Raw genomic sequence first — 18,413 nt, forward strand, 5'->3', positions numbered from 1 at the left:
CGGCGAGCCTTGCCCAGCTGCTCCGAAGCGGCGCAAGCGAGCGGCTGCTCGAGCTGCTCTTCGATCCGCAATTCCACTTCGTCGGGCAGCTTGTTGCCGTCGGCGCTGAAGAACTTGATCCCGTTGTCGTAGTAAGGATTGTGCGACGCGCTGATCACCACGCCGGCCGCGAGCCGCAACGCCCGCGTGAGATACGCGACACCCGGCGTCGGCATCGGGCCAGCCAGCATCACGTCGACGCCTGCCGCCGAAAAGCCCGACTCGAGCGCGGCTTCGAGCATGTAGCCCGATACGCGCGTGTCCTTGCCGATCAATACCGTCGGCCGCGATCCCGCCTTTGCCCACCGGTCCGCCTGGGCGAGCACCTTGCCGGCCGCATAGCCGAGCCGCAACACGAAATCGGGTGTGATCGGCGATTCGCCCACTTTGCCCCGAACCCCATCCGTGCCGAAATAACGACGTGCCATTCTCGAATTCCCTCGCTTCTTGCGAACGTTTGAACGTTTTATCTGATGGATGACTGCTCGACCCGGCGTAGGCGCGCCACGTCTTCCGCTTCGCGAACGGCTGCCCACACCTTCAATGCATCGACCGTCTCCGCTACGTCGTGCACTCGGATGATCGCCGCGCCGCGCTCCGCCGCGCACACGGCGGCGGCCACGCTGGCCGCGATGCGCTCGGCCGGTGTCGTGCGCCCGGTCACTGCGCCGAGCATCGACTTGCGCGACATGCCGGCGAGGATCGGATACGGTGCCTCGCCGGCACGAGGCGGAGGCGCGGTCTCGCGCAGGCGCGCGAGCAATGCGTAGTTGTGCTCACGTGTGGCCTTGCCGAAACCGAACCCTGGATCGACGCAAATGCGCTCACGCACGATGCCCGCCTGCATCAACACGTCGACCTGCCCTTCCAGAAATGCGCGCACCTCGCCGACGACGTCGTGATAATCGATCTCGCCACGCTGCATTGTCTGCGGCTCGCCTAGCATATGCATAACGCAGAGGCCACAATTCGTCCCCTTCACCGCATCGAGCGCGCCGGGGCGGCGAAAACCCCAGATGTCGTTAATGAGGTCTGCGCCGGCGGCCAGCGCCGCGCGCATGACCTCGGGCTTATAGGTATCGACCGATAATGGCACCCCGGTGCCGGCAAGCGCCTCGATCACGGGGATGACGCGCTCGAGCTCCTGCTGGAGCGGCACGGCGGGCGCACCGGGACGCGTCGATTCACCGCCGACGTCGATGATGTCGACGCCGTCGGCCACCATGCGTTCGGCTTGGCGCAAGGCAGCGTCACGGGCGACGTAGCGTCCGCCGTCGGAAAACGAATCGGGTGTGACGTTGAGAATGCCCATCACGCGCGGGCGCTCGAACGTCAGCGTGAACCGCCCGCATTGCAGCGGCGCGGGGACGTTCGTATAGGAGAGATCGGAATCGGACACGGGACAGCGGAAAAAAACGACGATGCACCGCCGGCGACTGCACGGCAAGCCTCGAAAGCAAAAAAACGGGCCGGTGCGGCACGCACCAGCCCGTCGTCTCTAATCGTGCAGCGTCACGCCGGCGCGGTCGCGCTGCCCGGACGCACTTCGGCGCCGGCACTGCCGCCGCTGCCGCCCGACGAAGGATCCGTTGCCGATACGCCCTTGGGCGAACGCGGCGGGCGGCCTTCCATGATGTCGTTGATTTGATCGGCGTCGATCGTTTCCCATTCCATCAGCGCCGCCGTCATGGCTTCGACTTTGTCGCGATTTTCGTCGAGCAGGCGGCGCGCAAGGCTGTATTGCTCATCCAGCAGGTGCCGGATTTCCGCATCGACCTTCTGCTGCGTCGCTTCCGAGATCGTGCGCGTGAAGCCGCGGCCGAACGGCGAGGCTTCGTTCTCGTCGTCGACGTAGACCATCGGTCCCAAGGCATCGGTCATCCCGAACCGCGCGACCATCGCGCGCGCCGTTTGCGTGGCCTTGTTGAAGTCGTCCGACGCGCCCGTGCTGACGAGGTTGAGGAACAACTCCTCGGCTACGCGGCCGCCGAACAAAATGGCGAGGCGATCGAGCAGATATTCCTTCGAGTACGTTTCGTTGTCGTGCTCGGGCAACTGCCAGGTCACGCCCAATGCGCGGCCGCGCGGAATGATCGTGACCTTGTGCACGGGGTCGGCCTTCGGCAGCAGCTTCGCGACGACCGCGTGGCCCGATTCGTGGTACGCCGTGGCGCGTTTCGCATCCTCGCGAATAACGGCCGACTTGCGTTCCGGGCCCATGAAGATCTTGTCCTTCGCGTCTTCGAAATCGAGCATTTCGACGATGCGCTTGCCGCGCCGGGCAGCGAACAGCGCGGCCTCGTTGACGAGGTTGGCCAGATCGGCGCCCGAGAAACCCGGCGTACCCCGCGCGATGACCGAAGCATCGACGTCGTTCGAGATCGGCACCTTGCGCAAATGAACCTTCAGGATTTGCTCGCGGCCGCGGATGTCGGGCAGGCCGACATAGACTTGGCGGTCGAAACGACCAGGACGCAGCAGCGCCTTGTCGAGCACGTCGGAACGGTTCGTCGCAGCGATGACGATGACGCCCGAGTTCGCCTCGAAGCCATCCATTTCGACGAGCATCTGATTCAGCGTCTGCTCGCGCTCGTCGTTGCCGCCGCCCATGCCGGCGCCGCGATGACGGCCGACCGCGTCGATTTCGTCGATGAACACGATGCAAGGCGCATGCTTCTTCGCCTGCTCGAACATGTCGCGCACGCGCGCCGCACCCACGCCGACGAACATTTCGACGAAGTCGGAACCCGAGATGCTGAAGAACGGCACCTTGGCCTCGCCCGCGATCGCACGCGCAAGCAGCGTCTTACCGGTACCGGGAGGCCCCACGAGCAGCACACCGCGCGGGATGCGCCCGCCGAGCTTCTGGAATTTTTGCGGATCACGCAGGAAGTCGACGAGCTCGGACACTTCTTCCTTCGCTTCGTCGCAGCCGGCGACATCGGTGAAATTGATCGCGTTGTTGTTCTCGTCGATGAGCCGTGCGCGCGATTTGCCGAACGAGAAGGCACCGCCTTTGCCGCCTCCCTGCATCTGCCTCATCATGTAGAACCAGAAGCCGATGATCAGTATCGTCGGCCCCAGATAGTACAGCGCGGACACCAGTGCGTTCGGCTCGTCATCGGCCTTGCCGCTCACCTGAACGCCGTACTTCATCAAATCGCCGACCATCCAAATGTCGCCCGGCGACACGATCTGATATTTTTGACCGTCTGCGGGAGTGACCGTCAGGTTCCGTCCCTGCACCACGACGTTCTTGATCTTGCCTAGCTTGGCGTCGTCCATGAACTGCGAGTACGAAACGCCTTCCTGGACACGGGGCTTGTCGAACTGCTTGAACACCGTAAACAGCACCAGTGCGATCACCAGCCACACTGCCGCCTTCGAAAACATATTGTTGTTCAAAGCCCACTCCTTCCTCATAGACGGGTGCCTACATTTACCTTGCGACACCACCAAAGCATTCTAATCCAGTCGGCAAGCCCCTGCCATAACGTTTCGCTACCGGCAAAATAGCGTGCTCGCGTGCGCCGGCGGTACTTCTGACGCCGCGCCTAGGGCCCTGCCACTGCAAAACGCGCCCGCATCATTCGGGCCGCTTCAAAACCTTGCCCAAAATGAACGTTTCGGCCGACTTGTCCCGCGACGCCTTGGGCTTGCGCGCCGCGACCGTTTTGAACTGGCGCTTGAATTTCTCGACGATCTGGCTGTATCCGCTGCCGTGGAAGCACTTCACGAGCAGTGCGCCCTCAGGTTTCAGGTGCGCTTGAGAGAATTCGAGTGCGAGATCGCAAATATGTTCGATCCGAGCGGCATCGGCGACGGCCACACCGGACAGATTGGGCGCCATGTCCGAAATTACAAGGTCGACGCGCCGCTCGCCGACGACTTCTTCCAATTGCGCCAGCACGCTGTCTTCCCGGAAGTCGCCCTGGATGAAATGGACGTCGGCGATCGGCTCCATCGGAAGAATGTCGAGCGCGATGATCGTGCCGTCGATGCCGCCCTCGCGCGCCGCATCGCGCCGCGAACCCTGCGCGAGCTTGTTGCGCGCGTACTGGCTCCAGCTGCCGGGCGCCGAGCCGAGATCGACGATCACCTGGCCTGGGCGGATGAGCTTGTCCTGCTCGTCGATTTCCTTGAGCTTGTAAGCGGCGCGCGCGCGGTACCCCTCGCGCTGCGCAAGCTTGACGTAAGGATCGTTGATGTGATCGTGCAGCCAGGATTGATTGAAACGGTTTTTTGCCATCAGAAGGTGATCTATTGCTGCGTCGGGCCGCCCTTTTGGCGGATAATACGCGTTTTGCCGGCGCGCCGTCCGGTCGGCCCGGCCGGATCGGGCCAGCATCTCGATGCAAGACGGCGCTCCCGTCCCTATTTTAGTCGAGTCGTTCTTCGTTCCTATGCCTGCCCTCAAAGTCTCCCCTGCCCAGCGCGCCGACTTGCGCTCTCAAGCCCACGCGCTCAAACCGGTCGTCTTGATCGGGGCCGAAGGGCTGACCGACGCCGTGCTGGCCGAAATCAAAGTCCACCTCGCCGCCCATGAACTCATCAAGATCCGCGTGTTCGGCGACGAGCGCGAGGAGCGCGTCGGCATCTACGAGGCAATCTGCGATCAATTGAACGCTGCGCCCATCCAGCATATCGGCAAGCTGCTCGTCGTCTGGAAGCCCGAAGCCGAAGCGGTCCCCGCGGCGGCAAACAAACGCACCGGCACGAGCACGAGCACGCGCAGCAAAACGGCGCTGCCCACGGCCCGCGAAGCGGCGGCCGATACAGGCAAGCGCGGCACGGCGCCGCGCGTCGTCAAGGTCGTCAAGCAATCGCCAACGGACACGGTGCGGCGGCCGAAGCCGCAAAAAGTGCGCGTGCTCGGCAACGAGCGCGTCACGGCCGGCGGTACCGTCAAGCGCGCGAAAAAGCGCCAAACGAGCGCGAAGCGCTCGCATCAAACGGTGAAATGAACGACGGGCCGCGCACCGCATCAAGCGGTGCGCGCCGTATCAGGCCGCTGCCCCGGCCTGCTCTTCCGCGCCTCGCCCGGAGGCGCCGGCCGGTAGCATCCATATGAGCGCCAAGCCCAGCAGCGTTTCGACGACGTAAAACAACGTCGAGATAGCGTGCAACAGGCCAAAACGCGCGGCATACGCCGAATGCGCGAGATCGAGCCCCGCTGAGCGCGCTGCTTCGCGCAATCCTTCCATGAACGGCTGCAAGCCGAAATAGCCGATCAACACACACAGCAGCATGCCGGCGACGAGCCAGCGCAACCGTCGATAATCAACCGCGCCGCGCCGCACGAGCACATTGCCGAGCGCGAGCGACAAAATGCCGCACGCGACGCCGAGGAAAGCCTCGATCCGAAACAGCCGGGCCGCGACATCGCCGGCCACCGAACGTTCGAGCATCGTAAAGAGCGTGGGGGCAACGACATAGCCGATCGTCAGCGCGCTGCCTACCCAGATCAAGGCAAGCAGGCGAAACACGCGGTGGGGAGCGGAAGACACGAAGCGCGATCTCGACGATTAGACGTAACGCACCGAGATGATCTCGTACTCGCGCACGCCGCTGGGTGCCTGCACCGCGGCGACGTCGCCTTCGAATTTGCCGATCAAGGCACGCGCGATCGGCGAGCTCACGGAGATCAGACCGTGATCGATGTCGGCCTCGTCATCGCCGACGATTTGATACGTCACCTTATCGCCCGAATCGAGATCTTCGAGATCGACCGTGGCCGCGAACACGACGCGGCCTTCCGCGTCGAGTGCGGCCGGATCGATCACCTGTGCGGCGGCGAGCTTCGATTCGATTTCGGCGATGCGTCCTTCGATGAAGCCCTGCTTTTCCTTCGCGGCGTCGTACTCGGCGTTTTCCGACAGATCGCCCTGCGCGCGCGCTTCGGCGATCGAGTTGATGACGGACGGACGCTCGACCGATTTCAAGCGCTGCAGTTCGTCGCGCAGTTGATCGGCGCCACGCTTCGTCAAGGGAATCGTGCTCATAGACAGACCAGTAAGCAAAAAAAACGGAAATAAAAAAGCACCGCGGTTAAGTGCATCCCGTCGCGTCAACGACTTCGACAGGACGCCGCTTAACCGCGGCATGGTGGGGTATGTGATACGACCCCAGCGTGTTGGTGCAATCGAACGATTAGTTTAGGCGACGATGAAGGCCTTGTAAATCATAGACTTCCAAGTTCTTCAGGTAACGCAGCCCTTCCACGGCCGCGCGCGCGCCCGACATCGTGGTGTAGTAGGTCACCTTGTTCGCCTGCGCGCTCATGCGAATCGAGCGTGAATCGGCGATCGCCGCACGCGTCTCGTCGACCGTCGTGAACACGAGCGCGATCTCGCCATTCTTGATCATGTCGACGATGTGGGGACGGCCGTCCTTCACCTTGTTGACGACCTTCACGGGGACACCGGCTGCCGCGATCGCCGCGGCGGTGCCCTTGGTCGCCACGATCGGATAGCCGAGATCGTGCAGCATCGCCGCGACTTCCACGGCCTTCGGCTTATCGGCGTCCATGACCGTCAGCAGCACCGTGCCCGATTCGGGCAGGCGCGAGCCGGCGGCGAGCTGCGACTTGAACAGCGCTTCGCCGAACGTTTGGCCCACGCCCATGACTTCGCCCGTCGAACGCATCTCGGGCCCGAGCACCGGATCGACGCTCGGAAACTTCACGAACGGGAAGACGGCTTCCTTGACGCTGAAGTACGGCGGTTCGACTTCCTTCGTCACACGTTGCTGCTCGAGCGACTGGCCGACCATTGCACGCGCCGCGATTTTCGCGAGCGGCAAGCCAGTCGCCTTCGAGACGTACGGCACCGTGCGCGAGGCGCGCGGATTGACCTCCAGCACGTAGATGACGTCGTCGAAGCTGCCGTGCTCGTTGCGCACTTGCTGGATCGCGAATTGGACGTTCATGAGACCGACGACGTTCAACGCTTTCGCCATCGCCGCCGTCTGCCGCTTGAGCTCGGCCACGGTCGCCTTCGACAGCGAATACGGCGGCAGCGAGCACGCCGAATCGCCCGAGTGGACGCCCGCTTGCTCGATGTGCTCCATCACGCCGCCGATGAAGACCGTCTCGCCGTCCGAAATGCAATCGACGTCGCATTCGATCGCGTCGTTCAAGAAGCGATCGAGCAGCACGGGCGAATCGTTCGATACCTTCACGGCTTCGCGCATGTAGCGTTCGAGGTCGCGCGGCTCATGCACGATTTCCATCGCACGGCCACCGAGCACATAAGAGGGGCGCACGACGAGCGGATAGCCGATTTCGCCGGCCAGCACGAGGGCCTCGCTTTCCGCGCGCGCCGTGCGGTTCGGCGGCTGGCGCAAACCGAGATCTTGCAGCAGCTTCTGGAAACGCTCGCGATCCTCGGCCGCATCGATCATGTCGGGCGAGGTGCCGATGATCGGCACGCCGTTCGCTTCGAGATCGAGCGCAAGCTTGAGCGGCGTCTGGCCGCCATACTGCACGATCACACCGAGCGGCTTTTCCTTGTCGACGATCTCGAGGACGTCTTCGAGCGTCAGCGGCTCGAAGTAGAGACGATCGGACGTGTCGTAGTCCGTCGAGACGGTCTCGGGATTGCAGTTGACCATGATCGTCTCATAGCCGTCCTCGCGCATCGCAAGCGCTGCATGCACACAGCAGTAGTCGAATTCGATGCCCTGCCCGATCCGGTTCGGCCCGCCGCCGAGCACCATGATCTTCTTGTTCGACGTGGGTTGCGCTTCGCACTCTTCCTCGTAGGTGGAATACATGTAGGCCGTTTTCGTGGCGAATTCGGCCGCGCACGTATCGACGCGCTTGTAGACGGGACGCACGTTCAGCTCGACGCGACGCTGGCGCACGTCGGTCGCGCTCGCGCCGAGGAGCTTGGCCAGACGCCGATCGGAGAAACCGCCGCGTTTCAAGAACAGCAACTCGTCCTTCGTCAGGCTTTGCAGCGTGCGGCCCGCCAGCGCCTGTTCCGTCTTCACGATCTGCTCGATCTGAGCGAGGAACCAAGGATCGATCGCCGTTTCCTCGAACACTTCCTCGAGCGACATGCCGAGACGGAACGCATCGCCGACGTACCAAATGCGCTCGGGGCCCGTATCGCCGATTTCACGCACGACTTCGTCGCGATCGGTCGTTTTTTCGTCGAGGCCGTCGACACCGACTTCGAGGCCGCGCAGCGCCTTTTGGAACGACTCTTGGAACGTACGGCCGATGGCCATGACTTCGCCGACCGACTTCATTTGGGTCGTCAGACGCGAATCGGCTTCGCGGAACTTCTCGAACGCGAAGCGCGGGATCTTCGTGACGACGTAGTCGATCGTCGGCTCGAACGAAGCCGGCGTCTGCCCGCCCGTGATTTCGTTCTTGAGCTCGTCGAGCGTGTAGCCGCAAGCCAGCTTGGCGGCAACCTTCGCGATCGGAAAGCCGGTGGCCTTCGAGGCCAGCGCCGACGAACGCGAGACGCGCGGATTCATTTCGATGACGATGACGCGGCCGTCGCGCGGATTGATCGCGAACTGCACGTTCGAGCCGCCCGTGTCGACGCCGATCTCGCGCAGCACGGCGAGCGATGCGTTGCGCAGAAGCTGATATTCCTTGTCCGTCAGCGTTTGGGCCGGCGCGACCGTGATCGAATCGCCGGTGTGGATGCCCATCGGATCGAGGTTTTCGATCGAGCAAACGATGATGCAGTTGTCGGCGCGATCGCGCACGACTTCCATTTCGTATTCCTTCCAGCCGAGCAGCGACTCTTCGATCAAGAGCTCGCGCGTGGGCGAAAGATCGAGCCCGCGCCGGCAGATCTCTTCGAATTCCTGCTTGTTGTAGGCAATGCCGCCGCCCGAGCCGCCGAGCGTGAACGACGGGCGAATGACGATGGGATAGCCCGAGCCGCCGACTTGCGTCGTGATGTCGGCGTGCACCTTGAGCGCCTCTTCCATCGAGTGCGCCGTGCCCGACTTCGCCGAGCCGAGCCCGATCTTCGTCATCGCGTCCTTGAACTTCTGACGATCCTCGGCCTTGTCGATCGCCTCGGGCGAGGCACCGATCAACTCGACGCCGTACTTGGTCAAGACGCCGTGGTGATGCAGATCGAGCGCGCAGTTCAACGCCGTTTGGCCACCCATCGTCGGCAGGATCGCGTCGGGGCGCTCTTTTTCGATGATGCGCTCGACGACCTCCCAGGTGATCGGCTCGATGTAGGTCACGTCGGCCGTGTTCGGGTCGGTCATGATCGTCGCCGGGTTGCTGTTGACGAGGATGACCTTGTAGCCCTCTTCACGCAGCGCCTTGCACGCTTGCGCGCCCGAGTAGTCGAACTCGCACGCCTGACCGATGATGATCGGCCCCGCGCCGATGATGAGAATGCTCTTGATGTCTGTCCGCTTCGGCATAACGCTCTCGCTAATAGCTTTCGTCTTTCTGATGTATTCGATGGGCGGCGGCGCGTGTTCGCGCGCCGCGGCGCTTCAATTAGGCGGCGGCGTTGCCGCGCTTGGCGTCCATCAACGCCGTGAAGCGATCGAACAGGTAGCCAATGTCGTGCGGCCCCGGCGATGCTTCGGGGTGGCCCTGGAAGCAGAAGGCCGGCTTGTCCGTCAACTCGAAGCCTTGCAGCGTGCCGTCGAACAGCGAGACATGCGTGACGCGCGCGTTCGCCGGCAGCGTGCTGGCATCGACGGCGAACCCGTGGTTCTGCGACGTGATGACGACGCGGCCGTCCGCCAAATCCTTGACCGGGTGATTCGCGCCGTGGTGGCCCGTCTTCATCTTGACCGTCTTGCCGCCGACGGCGAGACCCATGATCTGGTGGCCGAGGCAGATGCCGAACGTCGGAATGCCGCGCTCGATGAAGGCCTTCGTGGCCGAGATCGCGTAATCGCAGGGCTCCGGATCGCCGGGACCGTTCGAGAGGAAGATGCCGTCCGGATTGAGCGCGAGCGCCTCGGCCGCGCTCGCTTGCGCCGGCAGGACCGTGACGTGGCAGCCGCGTTCGGCCAGCATGCGCAGAATGTTGTACTTGACGCCGTAATCGAACGCGACGACGCGATATTTCGGCGCCCGCTGCGCGCCGAAGCCCGTGCCGAGGCGCCATTCCGTCTGCGTCCATTCATAGGGCTTGGGCGTGCTGACGACCTTCGCGAGGTCCATGCCGGCAAGGCCCGGGAACGAACGGGCGAGCTCGATGGCCTTCGCCTCGTCATCGCTGCCCGCGAGGATACAGCCGTTTTGCGCACCCTTGTCGCGCAAGATGCGCGTGAGGCGCCGCGTGTCGATCCCGGCGATCGCCACGACGTTTTCGGCTTGAAGGTATTCGCCGAGCGTGCGCTCCATGCGGAAGTTCGATGCGCGCAGCGGCAGATCGCGCACGATCAAGCCTGCGGCGTGAACCTTCGTCGATTCGACGTCTTCGGCGTTCACGCCGACATTGCCGATGTGGGGATACGTGAGCGTCACGATCTGACGCGCGTAGCTCGGGTCGGTCAGGATTTCTTGATAGCCGGTGATGGCTGTATTGAACACGACTTCGCCGATGGTATGACCAGCCGCGCCGATGGCATAGCCGCGAAAGATCGTGCCGTCGGCGAGTGCAAGCAGAGCGGGAGGAAAAGACGGCAACACGGGGAAGCTCCTTCAGGAACACCCTGTTGCCGACCTGTTTATCCGACCATGCGAGCGCTCGTGGCTATCGCCGTGCGCGCCATCGGCTAGATCACTAGACGACGACACGCGGCGTGGCGCGAGTTCGCACGCTGCTGCGACGACGCGAGGTGTGCCGAAGTGTGCTCGAGGCGCTGATCCGTAGACCGGACGGGCTCTCGGCGGCACGGCTCGCGATGACGGCGCGCGGCGGATGAACGGGATGTTGGAGGTAGGCGCTAGGGTGCGGGTTGGATAGTGCAAACTTTCGGATTATAGCTTGAAAGACCCCTTCCCTACAATTCGAAGTTACCTTCGGCGCGCCGCCACCGCCGCGCGATCGATCAGTTGGCGACTGAGGCTGGCGACTGAGGGCTGGCGACTGAGCCAAGGGCATAGCGCCGATCCTACACCCGCCGGCAAGCGACGCGAAGGAAAACGCCGGCGCCCTGACGGGCGGCGGCGCTGTAGCAACGTGAGGTGCATCGGAGCGTCCGCCGCGCGCTGCCCCCGCAGTGCACGGCCACCTCGCGAAAACGGCCTTCTTATGACTTATGCTTCGATTTGCGCGCCCCTACCGTGTCGGCGTCGTGGCTCGCCTCTGTCGCTTTCGACGACTTTTCGGCACCCTTGGAAGCCGTCGCGGCGGGCTTTCCCGACTTGGCCGACTTGACGGACTTGGCGCCGTGCGCGGCAGTCCTGGCACCCGCCGTCCGGCCATGGCCCTTCCCGACCTTTTCCGCACGCGACCGCGGCTTCACGTCGGCCGCGCGTGCGTCGATCCGCTCGACGTGCGCGCCTTCGGGAATCGCGGTCGCGATTCTTTGCGGCCCCGGCTCCGCCGGCACCGCCTTGCCAACCGGCACGTGCAGCACGATGACCTGCCCCGGCATCGCCTCGGAACGATGCGTCTTGTTCCAGGCCTTGAGCTGACCGACCGAAACGCCGTAACGCGCGGCGAGGGCCGCCATCGACTGCTTGCGGCGCACGCGAATGAGCATCTTGCGCGTATCGGGAACGTCGGGCTCCATCGCAAGGACGGCGCTCTCGGCAACGTCCGCGCTGATGTCCTCGTCATCGTCGTCCGCGCGCGGAACGACGAGCGTCGAACCGGGCTTGAGCCGCATGCCGGCCGGAATCTTGTTGACCGACATCAGCGTGTGCGCGTCGACGCCGATTTTCTCGGCGAGCGCTTGCGGGCGCATGCGCTCGGTCACCGTGTAGGTGGTCCACGACGACAACTGGCCGTCGTAGGTCTTCAGGCTGTGCTCGAACGCGCTCGCGTTGTCGAACGGCAGCAGGATCTGCGGCTGCGTGGCGCCGACGATCACGGGCTTCTTGAATGAAGGATTGAGTGCGCGGAACTCGTCCGTCGTCATGTTCGCCAACTTCGCGGCGACTTCGACGTCGATGTCGTGCGACGTCGTGACAGTCACGAAATACGGGTGATTCGGGATTTCCGGCAGCGTGAGGCCGTAGGCCTGCGGATTCATGACGATGTTCTTGACCGCCTGCAGCTTCGGCACGTAATTGCGCGTCTCGTTCGGCATGCGCAGGCTTTCGTAGTCGGTCGGCAAGCCGGCCGCCTGATTGCGCGCGATCGCCCGCTGCACGTTGCCCTCGCCCCAGTTGTAGGCCGCGAGCGCGAGGTACCAATCGCCGAACATGTCATGCAGCCGCGACAGATAATCGAGCGCGGCGCCCGTCGAGGCCAGCACGTCCCGGCGCTCGTCCTGCCACATGTTCTGCTTCAGGTTGTAGGTGCGGCCCGTGCCGGGCACGAATTGCCACATGCCGGCCGCCTTTGCGACCGACAGCGCCTGCGGGTTATACGCCGATTCGACGAACGGCAGCAGCGCGAGCTCCGTCGGCATGTGCCGCGATTCGAGCTCTTCGACGATGTAATAGAGGTACTTCTGGGAGCGCTCGGTCATGCGCTGGACGTAATCGGGGCGCTGCGCGTACCAATTGGCCTGCATGTCCACCAGATCATTGTTCAGATCGGGAATTTGAAAACCGCGGCGAATGCGGGCCCACAGATCGGAATCGGCCGTGGTCAGTTGATCGACGGAGCTTTTGTCGACATCGATGGTCTGCTTGGCGGCGGTGATGCGGACGGCGTCGGTGGCAGTGGCAGGGTTGGAAGCGTCGGAGGCTGGGGGCGCTGTCGGTCCTTGGCTTGCGCAAGCGGCAAGCATCAAAACCAGCAGTGCACTGAAGATAAATCGCATGAACGTCTCTGCTTCCAAAGCTGGAAATTGCAGGCGATAGTACGAAAGCGAGCCGCCCGCGTCAACAGAAAACGATAAAAAAACCTGTCAAATCCAGAACTTGCCGCATTTTTCCGAACCATCGAACGAAATTTGCGCCCTATGCAACGCGCTCAGCGGAAACGGTTTTTCCACTCGCGCATCAGCGTAAAGGACGTCAGCCGATCGGACACCGTTTCATGCAACTGTTCGGAGAGAATGCGCTGAACCGCGGGATCGTCCGCGCGCAGAAACGGATTGACGGCGCGCTCGTGCGCAATCGTCGTGGGAAGCGTGGGCACTTCGCGGGCGCGCAACGCACAGGCGTGCTCGTGCCATTCGCGCAAGCGCGCGTTCTCGGGATCGCAGGCAAGTGCGAAGCGAATGTTCGAGAGCGTGTATTCGTGTGCGCAATGAACCTGCGTTTCGCCAGGCAACGCCGCGAGGGCGTCGAGCGACGCGAGCATCTGGGCCGGCGTGCCCTCGAACAGGCGCCCGCAGCCGCAGGCGAACAGCGTGTCCCCGCAAAAGACGTGAGGCACCTGGCCCGCTTGCCCGGCTTGGAAGTAAGCGATGTGGCCGCGCGTGTGACCGGGCACGTCGAGCACATCGAATTCGAGACGCGGCGCCCGAATGCTGACGCGATCGCCCCCGGCGAGGGGGTGCGTGACGACGGGAATCGCTTCCGCGGCGGGGCCGTACACGGGAATACGGGTTTCGCCTATGAGCGCGGCGACGCCGCCGACGTGGTCGGCATGATGGTGCGTGAGTAAAATAGCGGCGAGTCGCCAGCCCCGTTTCGCGAGATAGGCCCTGACCGGGGCTGCCTCGCCCGGGTCGACGGCGACGGCATCGCGCCCGTCCGATACGAGCCAGATGTAGTTGTCCGCAAACGCCGGCACCGGCACGTATTCGAGCGTATTCATAGGCGACGCACCCACCACGATGTCTGATCGAACGATTATAGACTGGCCCGCCTGGGCGGCCTCGCCGCTTGGGCGTTACGTGCTCGACTGGGAACAGGCGCAGCTCGACAGCGTCGTGTCGAACGTCTTCGGCTACCACGCGCTGCAGCTCGGCCTGCCGCAACTCGATGCCCTGCGCGAGAACCGCATGCCCTCGCGCGCGCTCGTGCTGGACGCGGCCAGCGGCGCGAGCGCCCCTTTCAGCTATCCGCCGCGCCGGCACGAAGGCGGCACCGTCGGCCCTGCCGGGCTAGCGGCGCCCGGTGATCGCCATGCGCCGGCGGCGCGCACCACGCTCTGGTGCGATTTGCTCGATCTGCCGTTCGAGGCGCAAAGTGTCGATTTGCTCGTGATGCCGCACACGCTCGAATTCACGCGTGACCCGCACCGGTTGCTGCGCGAGGCCGAGCGCGTGCTGATGCCCGAGGGTCAGCTCGTGATCCTCGGGTTCAATTCGCTGAGCTTGTGGGGGGCGCGTCAAGCGTTCGGCAAGATGACGGGGCGGCCTTTCGTGCCGGCGGCGCAGGATTTGATCGCGTTCACGCGGATCAAGGATTGGCTCAAGCTGCTCGGATTCGAACTTGAACGCGGGCGCTTCGGCTGCTATCGTCCGCCCCTCGCCCGTGATCACTGGCTGACGCGATTCGCCTTCATGGAGGCGGCCGGCGATCGCTGGTGGCCGATTTTCGGCGCGGCCTACATGGTGACGGCGGTCAAGCGCGTGCGCGGCATGCGGCTCGTCGGCGCGATCAAGGCGAAAAAGCCCGTGCGTGCGCCGGGCCTTGCGCCGGCCGCCACACACAAAACACCTAACCCGAGAATATGACGTGACCGACGTAACCCCCGAGTGCATCGAAATCTTTACCGACGGGGCCTGCAAAGGGAACCCGGGCCCCGGCGGATGGGGCGCCCTGCTTCGCTACGGCACGCAAGAGAAGGAACTCTTCGGCGGCGAGGCCAACACGACGAACAACCGCATGGAGCTGATGGCCGTGATCGCGGCGCTCGAGGCTCTGAAGCGTCCATGCAAGGCCATCGTCCATACGGATTCGCAGTACGTGCAAAAAGGCATCAGCGAGTGGATTCATGGCTGGAAGAAAAAGAACTGGATGACGGCCGCGAAAACGCCGGTCAAGAACGCCGATCTATGGAGGCGTCTCGATGAACTCGCGGCGCTGCATCAGCTCGAATGGCGCTGGGTGAAGGGTCACGCGGGCCATCCGGAAAACGAACGCGCCGATGCGCTCGCGAACCGCGGCGTCAGTGCGCTCGCGGAAAGCTGAGCGCACGCTCGGTTGACACTGCTTACATACGAACACGAAACACACGAACATGCGTCAAATCGTTCTCGACACGGAAACCACTGGTCTCAACGCACGGACGGGCGACCGCATCATCGAAATCGGCGGCGTGGAGCTCGTGAACCGCCGCTTGACGGGCAACAATCTGCACTTCTACATCAATCCGGAGCGCGACAGCGATCCTGGCGCACTGGCAGTGCACGGGCTGACGACGGAGTTCTTGAGCGACAAGCCGAAGTTCGCCGAAATCGTCGATCAGTTGCGCGACTATTTCCGTGATGCCGAGCTGATCATCCATAACGCGCCGTTCGACTTGGGGTTTCTCGAGGCCGAGTTCGCGTTGCTCGGGTTGCCGCCTTTCAAGGAGCACTACACGGGGGTGATCGATACGCTCGTGCAGGCGAAAGCGATGTTCCCCGGCAAGCGTAATTCGCTCGATGCGCTGTGCGATCGGTTCGGCATCAGCAATGCGCATCGAACGCTGCACGGGGCGTTGCTCGACTCGGAGTTGCTGGCCGAGGTGTATCTGGCGATGACGCGCGGGCAGGAGAGCCTCGTCATCGACATGCTCGGCGAAGCGCCGGCGCAGCAGGCGGCGGCTACCGCTGCGGGCAACGTCGTGTCTTTCGAAGGGCTGGCTTTGCCGGTGCTGGCGGCGGATGAAACGGAGCTGCAAGCGCATGAAGCGGTGCTGAACGATCTGGACAAGGCCATCAAAGGCGCGAGCGTTTGGCGGCGAGAGCCGGCGCCTGAAGCTGCCGCCGACGCAGCGGATGTGCAAGCCGCATAAAAATTGCTTTACGCGCCGTCGAGCATCTGACATAATTCGAGGCTCTTCGGGTGGTTAGCTCAGCGGTAGAGCACTGCCTTCACACGGCAGGGGTCACTGGTTCGATCCCAGTACTACCCACCAGAATTTCTGGCCGAAGAATTATGCAACGGCTTACGAGTTGGCTTCGCCAGCTTTTCCGGCCGAGACAATGCTTCTGCTAAGCTTTTGAAAGAACCCCGCGCAAGCGGGGTTTCTTATTTGCCGTGCCCCAAAACCGCATCGTGAGCTACTTCGAGCGCACGCGTCGCAACACGGCCCAGAGCACCCCCTCAGCCATCCCCACCAGCGCGAAGCAGACCGCAAACACCACCAAGAACGCGATCGTCTCGATATCGTCCGTGTTCTCCAACCGAGCGGCACCTGTCGCGTTCAGCGACCACCTTATCGAATCGTCCAAGAAGTCAGGCATGTTTCCCGGAAGCTGCGCGACGTACTCCGTAAGCTCCCAGCCAACAACCACAGCTACGACTATCGCCGCGACGATCAAAAACGCCTTTTTCATTTCACCTCTACAGTTCCGTAAGCCCGATATGCAGTACCCGGGACGGGCAAATCCGCCCCACGCGCGCGCAAATTTTTCGCAAGCGAATTGAACCCGTACGGGTTGGCCAACGTAATGCATCCTTCACTGAGTCTCAACCTGCCCTCAGGATGCAAGCGAAACTGACCGCGCGCCACACCATTGACAAACGTAGAATCCCCCGTTTCCTTGTTCCACAGCATAAACCACTGCGAATGATCCGTCGTGCCCCAGCCATGCGCACGAATAAGATCATAGAGCCATCCCAGCCTACCACCGGATTGACGATCGACTATGTAATAGACGCCCTTAGGAATCGGCCCGACATCCTTCTTATCCGTAAGGCCGGGGTTATCACGCCCAGCCCCACGCCCGGAATAAGCTACAAATGCGCCGATACCTTGACAATTGAGCAAAGACGTCGTCTGGTCATTCAGCGCAAACGTGCAATTAACAGGCATCAAACACCCCTAGTCAAAAAACCACGAGAGTGCCACATCCACATTCACGGCGAAAACCTACTAACTTTGACAGGGCCATCCCCTCAAGTAGGAAGCAGTAGCTGCACAGCAGATCGCCCTACGTGTGGCGCAAGGTGCGCATACCGCTCCGTCACGGTTATCGACGAATGGCCCAACAGATCCTTGACGATATACAGCGAAACACCAGCCATCACCAACCACGATGCAAAAGTATGGCGAAGATCGTGGACACGGAAATTGTCGATACCTGCTCGATCACAAGCTGCGCGAAATCCCTTCTGAATCGTAGTCAATCGACTACCTGACACCACCGCAAAGACCCACCGTGACCTCGGCGCGTAGCACCTAACCCACTCACGTTGCTCCAAGAGCGTAGAAACCGCCTCATCGTTCAACGGTACGACCCGACGCTTGCCGTTCTTCGTGTTCTCCGGTTCGAGCTGCAAAACACGACGCTCAAAGTCAATACGGCTCCATTCAAGCTTCAACAGCTCGTTCTTCCGGCAACCAGTGTGCAACGCCAGCTTGACGAAATTCGGGAGGTGCGGCCGACGAGCAAACCTACCAGCCGCCAAGACGAGCGCATCGGCCTCTTGTCGGCTAATCCATCGAACACGACTACGAGCGACACCGAGGCCCAACCGCACGACTGGATTAGGCAAATCTGGACGATCGTGCTCGATTCGAACGAAATTGATAGCCGCAGAAAAAAAACGAAGCTCGCGTTGAATCGTTGATTCTAGCACCCCTTCAGCTTGCCGATCGACGACGTACTGACGAACATCGGCCCGCTTCAACTGCGCGAGAATCCTTCCACCAAAATACGGTTGCAAACGTTTCAACGAGTACAAATCGCGCTGTTTGCTGCGATGGCTTTTTGCGGCCAGATAGATGCCTACAACATCCTCGAACACCATGTATGACGCCTCAAACACCAGTTTGAAAGAACACGATAACGTCAGGCTATTCGAGGACTTTAACTGCCTTACAACTCGCCTAACCGTCAACGTTGCCCGTTGCCAGCCAAAAGACTCCTATTCCTTGGTTCCAATAGAATTGCGCCCCATCGCACGTCCCGCCGTTTTCAAGCACGCAATGGTGCGCAGCTACTACCGCGTATTTCGCGCCGAACTCCGGGCCGAGGTGCGCATACGTCGTCGTCTCAGGCAACACCACGCCCCGGCTCGTCCAATAGCGCTTTTTGTTGAACATCGACGCATCGGCATCCTTGCCAACGTACTTCGCGATATACGTCGCGATCCGGTGCCGCATCGAGCGACCCTTGCCGCCAAGCTTGCGAAACAATGCTCGCATCTTCCCGTTGCCCAAGCTATCGTTGACCGCGCCGTCGGTCCCGGCCTTGCTGATGACCGA

At 62.5% G+C, this 18,413-nt stretch carries 16 protein-coding genes, 1 tRNA gene and 2 pseudogenes; 5 read left to right on the top strand and 14 right to left on the bottom strand.

Annotated elements, in window-relative coordinates; genetic code table 11:
- The 4 genes and pseudogenes from glmM to ACTHNZ_RS18135 form a co-directional block, all read right to left on the bottom strand.
- Window positions 1-467 (bottom strand): annotated as a pseudogene (gene glmM / locus ACTHNZ_RS18120) (phosphoglucosamine mutase); the annotation flags it as partial.
- Between the two features lie 38 nt (window positions 468-505).
- Complete coding sequence (folP, locus tag ACTHNZ_RS18125; RefSeq protein ID WP_440543938.1) at window positions 506-1,438, bottom strand: dihydropteroate synthase; 933 nt, start codon at window positions 1,436-1,438, stop codon at window positions 506-508.
- A 113-nt stretch (window positions 1,439-1,551) separates the two neighbouring features.
- Window positions 1,552-3,444 carry an ATP-dependent zinc metalloprotease FtsH gene (gene ftsH, locus ACTHNZ_RS18130; RefSeq protein ID WP_440543939.1) on the bottom strand — a complete coding sequence of 631 codons (1,893 nt, stop codon included), beginning with the start codon at window positions 3,442-3,444 and terminating at the stop codon, window positions 1,552-1,554.
- Between the two features lie 181 nt (window positions 3,445-3,625).
- Entirely contained in the window at window positions 3,626-4,288 is a 663-nt protein-coding gene (locus ACTHNZ_RS18135) for an RlmE family RNA methyltransferase (protein WP_440543940.1), read from the bottom strand.
- Window positions 4,289-4,442: 154 nt separating this feature from the next.
- Between ACTHNZ_RS18135 and ACTHNZ_RS18140 the strand changes: the two genes are divergently transcribed.
- Window positions 4,443-5,003 carry a YhbY family RNA-binding protein gene (locus ACTHNZ_RS18140; protein ID WP_440543941.1) on the top strand — a complete coding sequence of 187 codons (561 nt, stop codon included), beginning with the start codon at window positions 4,443-4,445 and terminating at the stop codon, window positions 5,001-5,003.
- Between the two features lie 39 nt (window positions 5,004-5,042).
- Here ACTHNZ_RS18140 and ACTHNZ_RS18145 read toward each other — a convergent pair whose 3' ends face one another.
- From ACTHNZ_RS18145 to gloB, 6 genes are all read right to left on the bottom strand, one after another.
- A complete protein-coding gene (locus ACTHNZ_RS18145) occupies window positions 5,043-5,546 on the bottom strand; it encodes a DUF4149 domain-containing protein (RefSeq protein ID WP_440543942.1) in 504 nt (167 codons plus the stop codon).
- An 18-nt stretch (window positions 5,547-5,564) separates the two neighbouring features.
- On the bottom strand, window positions 5,565-6,041 hold the full coding sequence (gene greA, locus ACTHNZ_RS18150; RefSeq protein ID WP_440543943.1) for a transcription elongation factor GreA: 477 nt from the start codon (window positions 6,039-6,041) through the stop codon (window positions 5,565-5,567).
- Between the two features lie 148 nt (window positions 6,042-6,189).
- Window positions 6,190-9,444 carry a carbamoyl-phosphate synthase large subunit gene (carB, locus tag ACTHNZ_RS18155; protein WP_440543944.1) on the bottom strand — a complete coding sequence of 1,085 codons (3,255 nt, stop codon included), beginning with the start codon at window positions 9,442-9,444 and terminating at the stop codon, window positions 6,190-6,192.
- Window positions 9,445-9,523: 79 nt separating this feature from the next.
- Window positions 9,524-10,672 carry a glutamine-hydrolyzing carbamoyl-phosphate synthase small subunit gene (gene carA / locus ACTHNZ_RS18160; protein WP_440543945.1) on the bottom strand — a complete coding sequence of 383 codons (1,149 nt, stop codon included), beginning with the start codon at window positions 10,670-10,672 and terminating at the stop codon, window positions 9,524-9,526.
- 563 nt (window positions 10,673-11,235) lie between these two features.
- Window positions 11,236-12,921: a transglycosylase SLT domain-containing protein gene (locus ACTHNZ_RS18165; RefSeq protein ID WP_440543946.1), complete on the bottom strand. Its 1,686-nt coding sequence runs from the start codon at window positions 12,919-12,921 to the stop codon at window positions 11,236-11,238.
- Window positions 12,922-13,073: 152 nt separating this feature from the next.
- Window positions 13,074-13,865: a hydroxyacylglutathione hydrolase gene (gloB, locus tag ACTHNZ_RS18170; protein WP_440543947.1), complete on the bottom strand. Its 792-nt coding sequence runs from the start codon at window positions 13,863-13,865 to the stop codon at window positions 13,074-13,076.
- A gap of 19 nt (window positions 13,866-13,884) precedes the next feature.
- On the opposite strand from gloB, the gene ACTHNZ_RS18175 reads away from it, so the two are divergent.
- The 4 genes from ACTHNZ_RS18175 to ACTHNZ_RS18190 all read left to right on the top strand — a co-directional run bounded on the left by ACTHNZ_RS18175 (window position 13,885) and on the right by ACTHNZ_RS18190 (window position 16,118).
- Window positions 13,885-14,730, top strand: coding sequence for a class I SAM-dependent methyltransferase (locus ACTHNZ_RS18175; protein WP_440543948.1), 846 nt, complete (start codon window positions 13,885-13,887; stop codon window positions 14,728-14,730).
- A 1-nt stretch (window position 14,731) separates the two neighbouring features.
- Window positions 14,732-15,187 (top strand): ribonuclease HI, encoded by a 456-nt coding sequence (gene rnhA, locus ACTHNZ_RS18180; protein WP_440543949.1) that lies wholly within the window; start codon window positions 14,732-14,734, stop codon window positions 15,185-15,187.
- 49 nt (window positions 15,188-15,236) lie between these two features.
- Entirely contained in the window at window positions 15,237-15,995 is a 759-nt protein-coding gene (dnaQ, locus tag ACTHNZ_RS18185; protein ID WP_440543950.1) for a DNA polymerase III subunit epsilon, read from the top strand.
- Window positions 15,996-16,043: 48 nt separating this feature from the next.
- Window positions 16,044-16,118 (top strand) — tRNA-Val (locus tag ACTHNZ_RS18190).
- 145 nt (window positions 16,119-16,263) lie between these two features.
- Here ACTHNZ_RS18190 and ACTHNZ_RS18195 read toward each other — a convergent pair.
- From ACTHNZ_RS18195 to ACTHNZ_RS18210, 4 genes and pseudogenes are all read right to left on the bottom strand, one after another.
- Window positions 16,264-16,539: a hypothetical protein gene (locus ACTHNZ_RS18195; protein ID WP_440543951.1), complete on the bottom strand. Its 276-nt coding sequence runs from the start codon at window positions 16,537-16,539 to the stop codon at window positions 16,264-16,266.
- Window positions 16,536-17,018, bottom strand: a complete 483-nt coding sequence (locus ACTHNZ_RS18200; RefSeq protein ID WP_440543952.1) for a DUF2778 domain-containing protein — start codon at window positions 17,016-17,018, stop codon at window positions 16,536-16,538. Before ACTHNZ_RS18200 ends, ACTHNZ_RS18195 begins: the two co-directional genes overlap by 4 nt.
- 83 nt (window positions 17,019-17,101) lie before the next feature.
- Window positions 17,102-17,956, bottom strand: a complete 855-nt coding sequence (locus tag ACTHNZ_RS18205) for a tyrosine-type recombinase/integrase (protein ID WP_440543953.1) — start codon at window positions 17,954-17,956, stop codon at window positions 17,102-17,104.
- A gap of 79 nt (window positions 17,957-18,035) precedes the next feature.
- Window positions 18,036-18,413, bottom strand: a pseudogene (locus ACTHNZ_RS18210) (rolling circle replication-associated protein); the annotation flags it as partial.

Origin of the sequence: Trinickia sp. (assembly GCF_051953955.1) — a bacterium.
Lineage (GTDB): Bacteria > Pseudomonadota > Gammaproteobacteria > Burkholderiales > Burkholderiaceae > Trinickia.

What these genes read in the sequence shown, in the direction of transcription:
- ACTHNZ_RS18135 (WP_440543940.1), bottom strand. Translation starts at nt 4,288, where the DNA reads ATGGCAAAAAACCGTTTCAATCAATCCTGGCTGCACGATCACATCAAC.
- ACTHNZ_RS18140 (WP_440543941.1), top strand. Translation starts at nt 4,443, where the DNA reads ATGCCTGCCCTCAAAGTCTCCCCTGCCCAGCGCGCCGACTTGCGCTCT.
- greA (WP_440543943.1), bottom strand. Translation starts at nt 6,041, where the DNA reads ATGAGCACGATTCCCTTGACGAAGCGTGGCGCCGATCAACTGCGCGAC.
- carB (WP_440543944.1), bottom strand. Translation starts at nt 9,444, where the DNA reads ATGCCGAAGCGGACAGACATCAAGAGCATTCTCATCATCGGCGCGGGG.
- ACTHNZ_RS18165 (WP_440543946.1), bottom strand. Translation starts at nt 12,921, where the DNA reads ATGCGATTTATCTTCAGTGCACTGCTGGTTTTGATGCTTGCCGCTTGC.
- gloB (WP_440543947.1), bottom strand. Translation starts at nt 13,865, where the DNA reads ATGAATACGCTCGAATACGTGCCGGTGCCGGCGTTTGCGGACAACTAC.
- ACTHNZ_RS18175 (WP_440543948.1), top strand. Translation starts at nt 13,885, where the DNA reads ATGTCTGATCGAACGATTATAGACTGGCCCGCCTGGGCGGCCTCGCCG.
- dnaQ (WP_440543950.1), top strand. Translation starts at nt 15,237, where the DNA reads ATGCGTCAAATCGTTCTCGACACGGAAACCACTGGTCTCAACGCACGG.
- ACTHNZ_RS18195 (WP_440543951.1), bottom strand. Translation starts at nt 16,539, where the DNA reads ATGAAAAAGGCGTTTTTGATCGTCGCGGCGATAGTCGTAGCTGTGGTT.
- ACTHNZ_RS18200 (WP_440543952.1), bottom strand. Translation starts at nt 17,018, where the DNA reads ATGCCTGTTAATTGCACGTTTGCGCTGAATGACCAGACGACGTCTTTG.
- ACTHNZ_RS18205 (WP_440543953.1), bottom strand. Translation starts at nt 17,956, where the DNA reads ATGGTGTTCGAGGATGTTGTAGGCATCTATCTGGCCGCAAAAAGCCAT.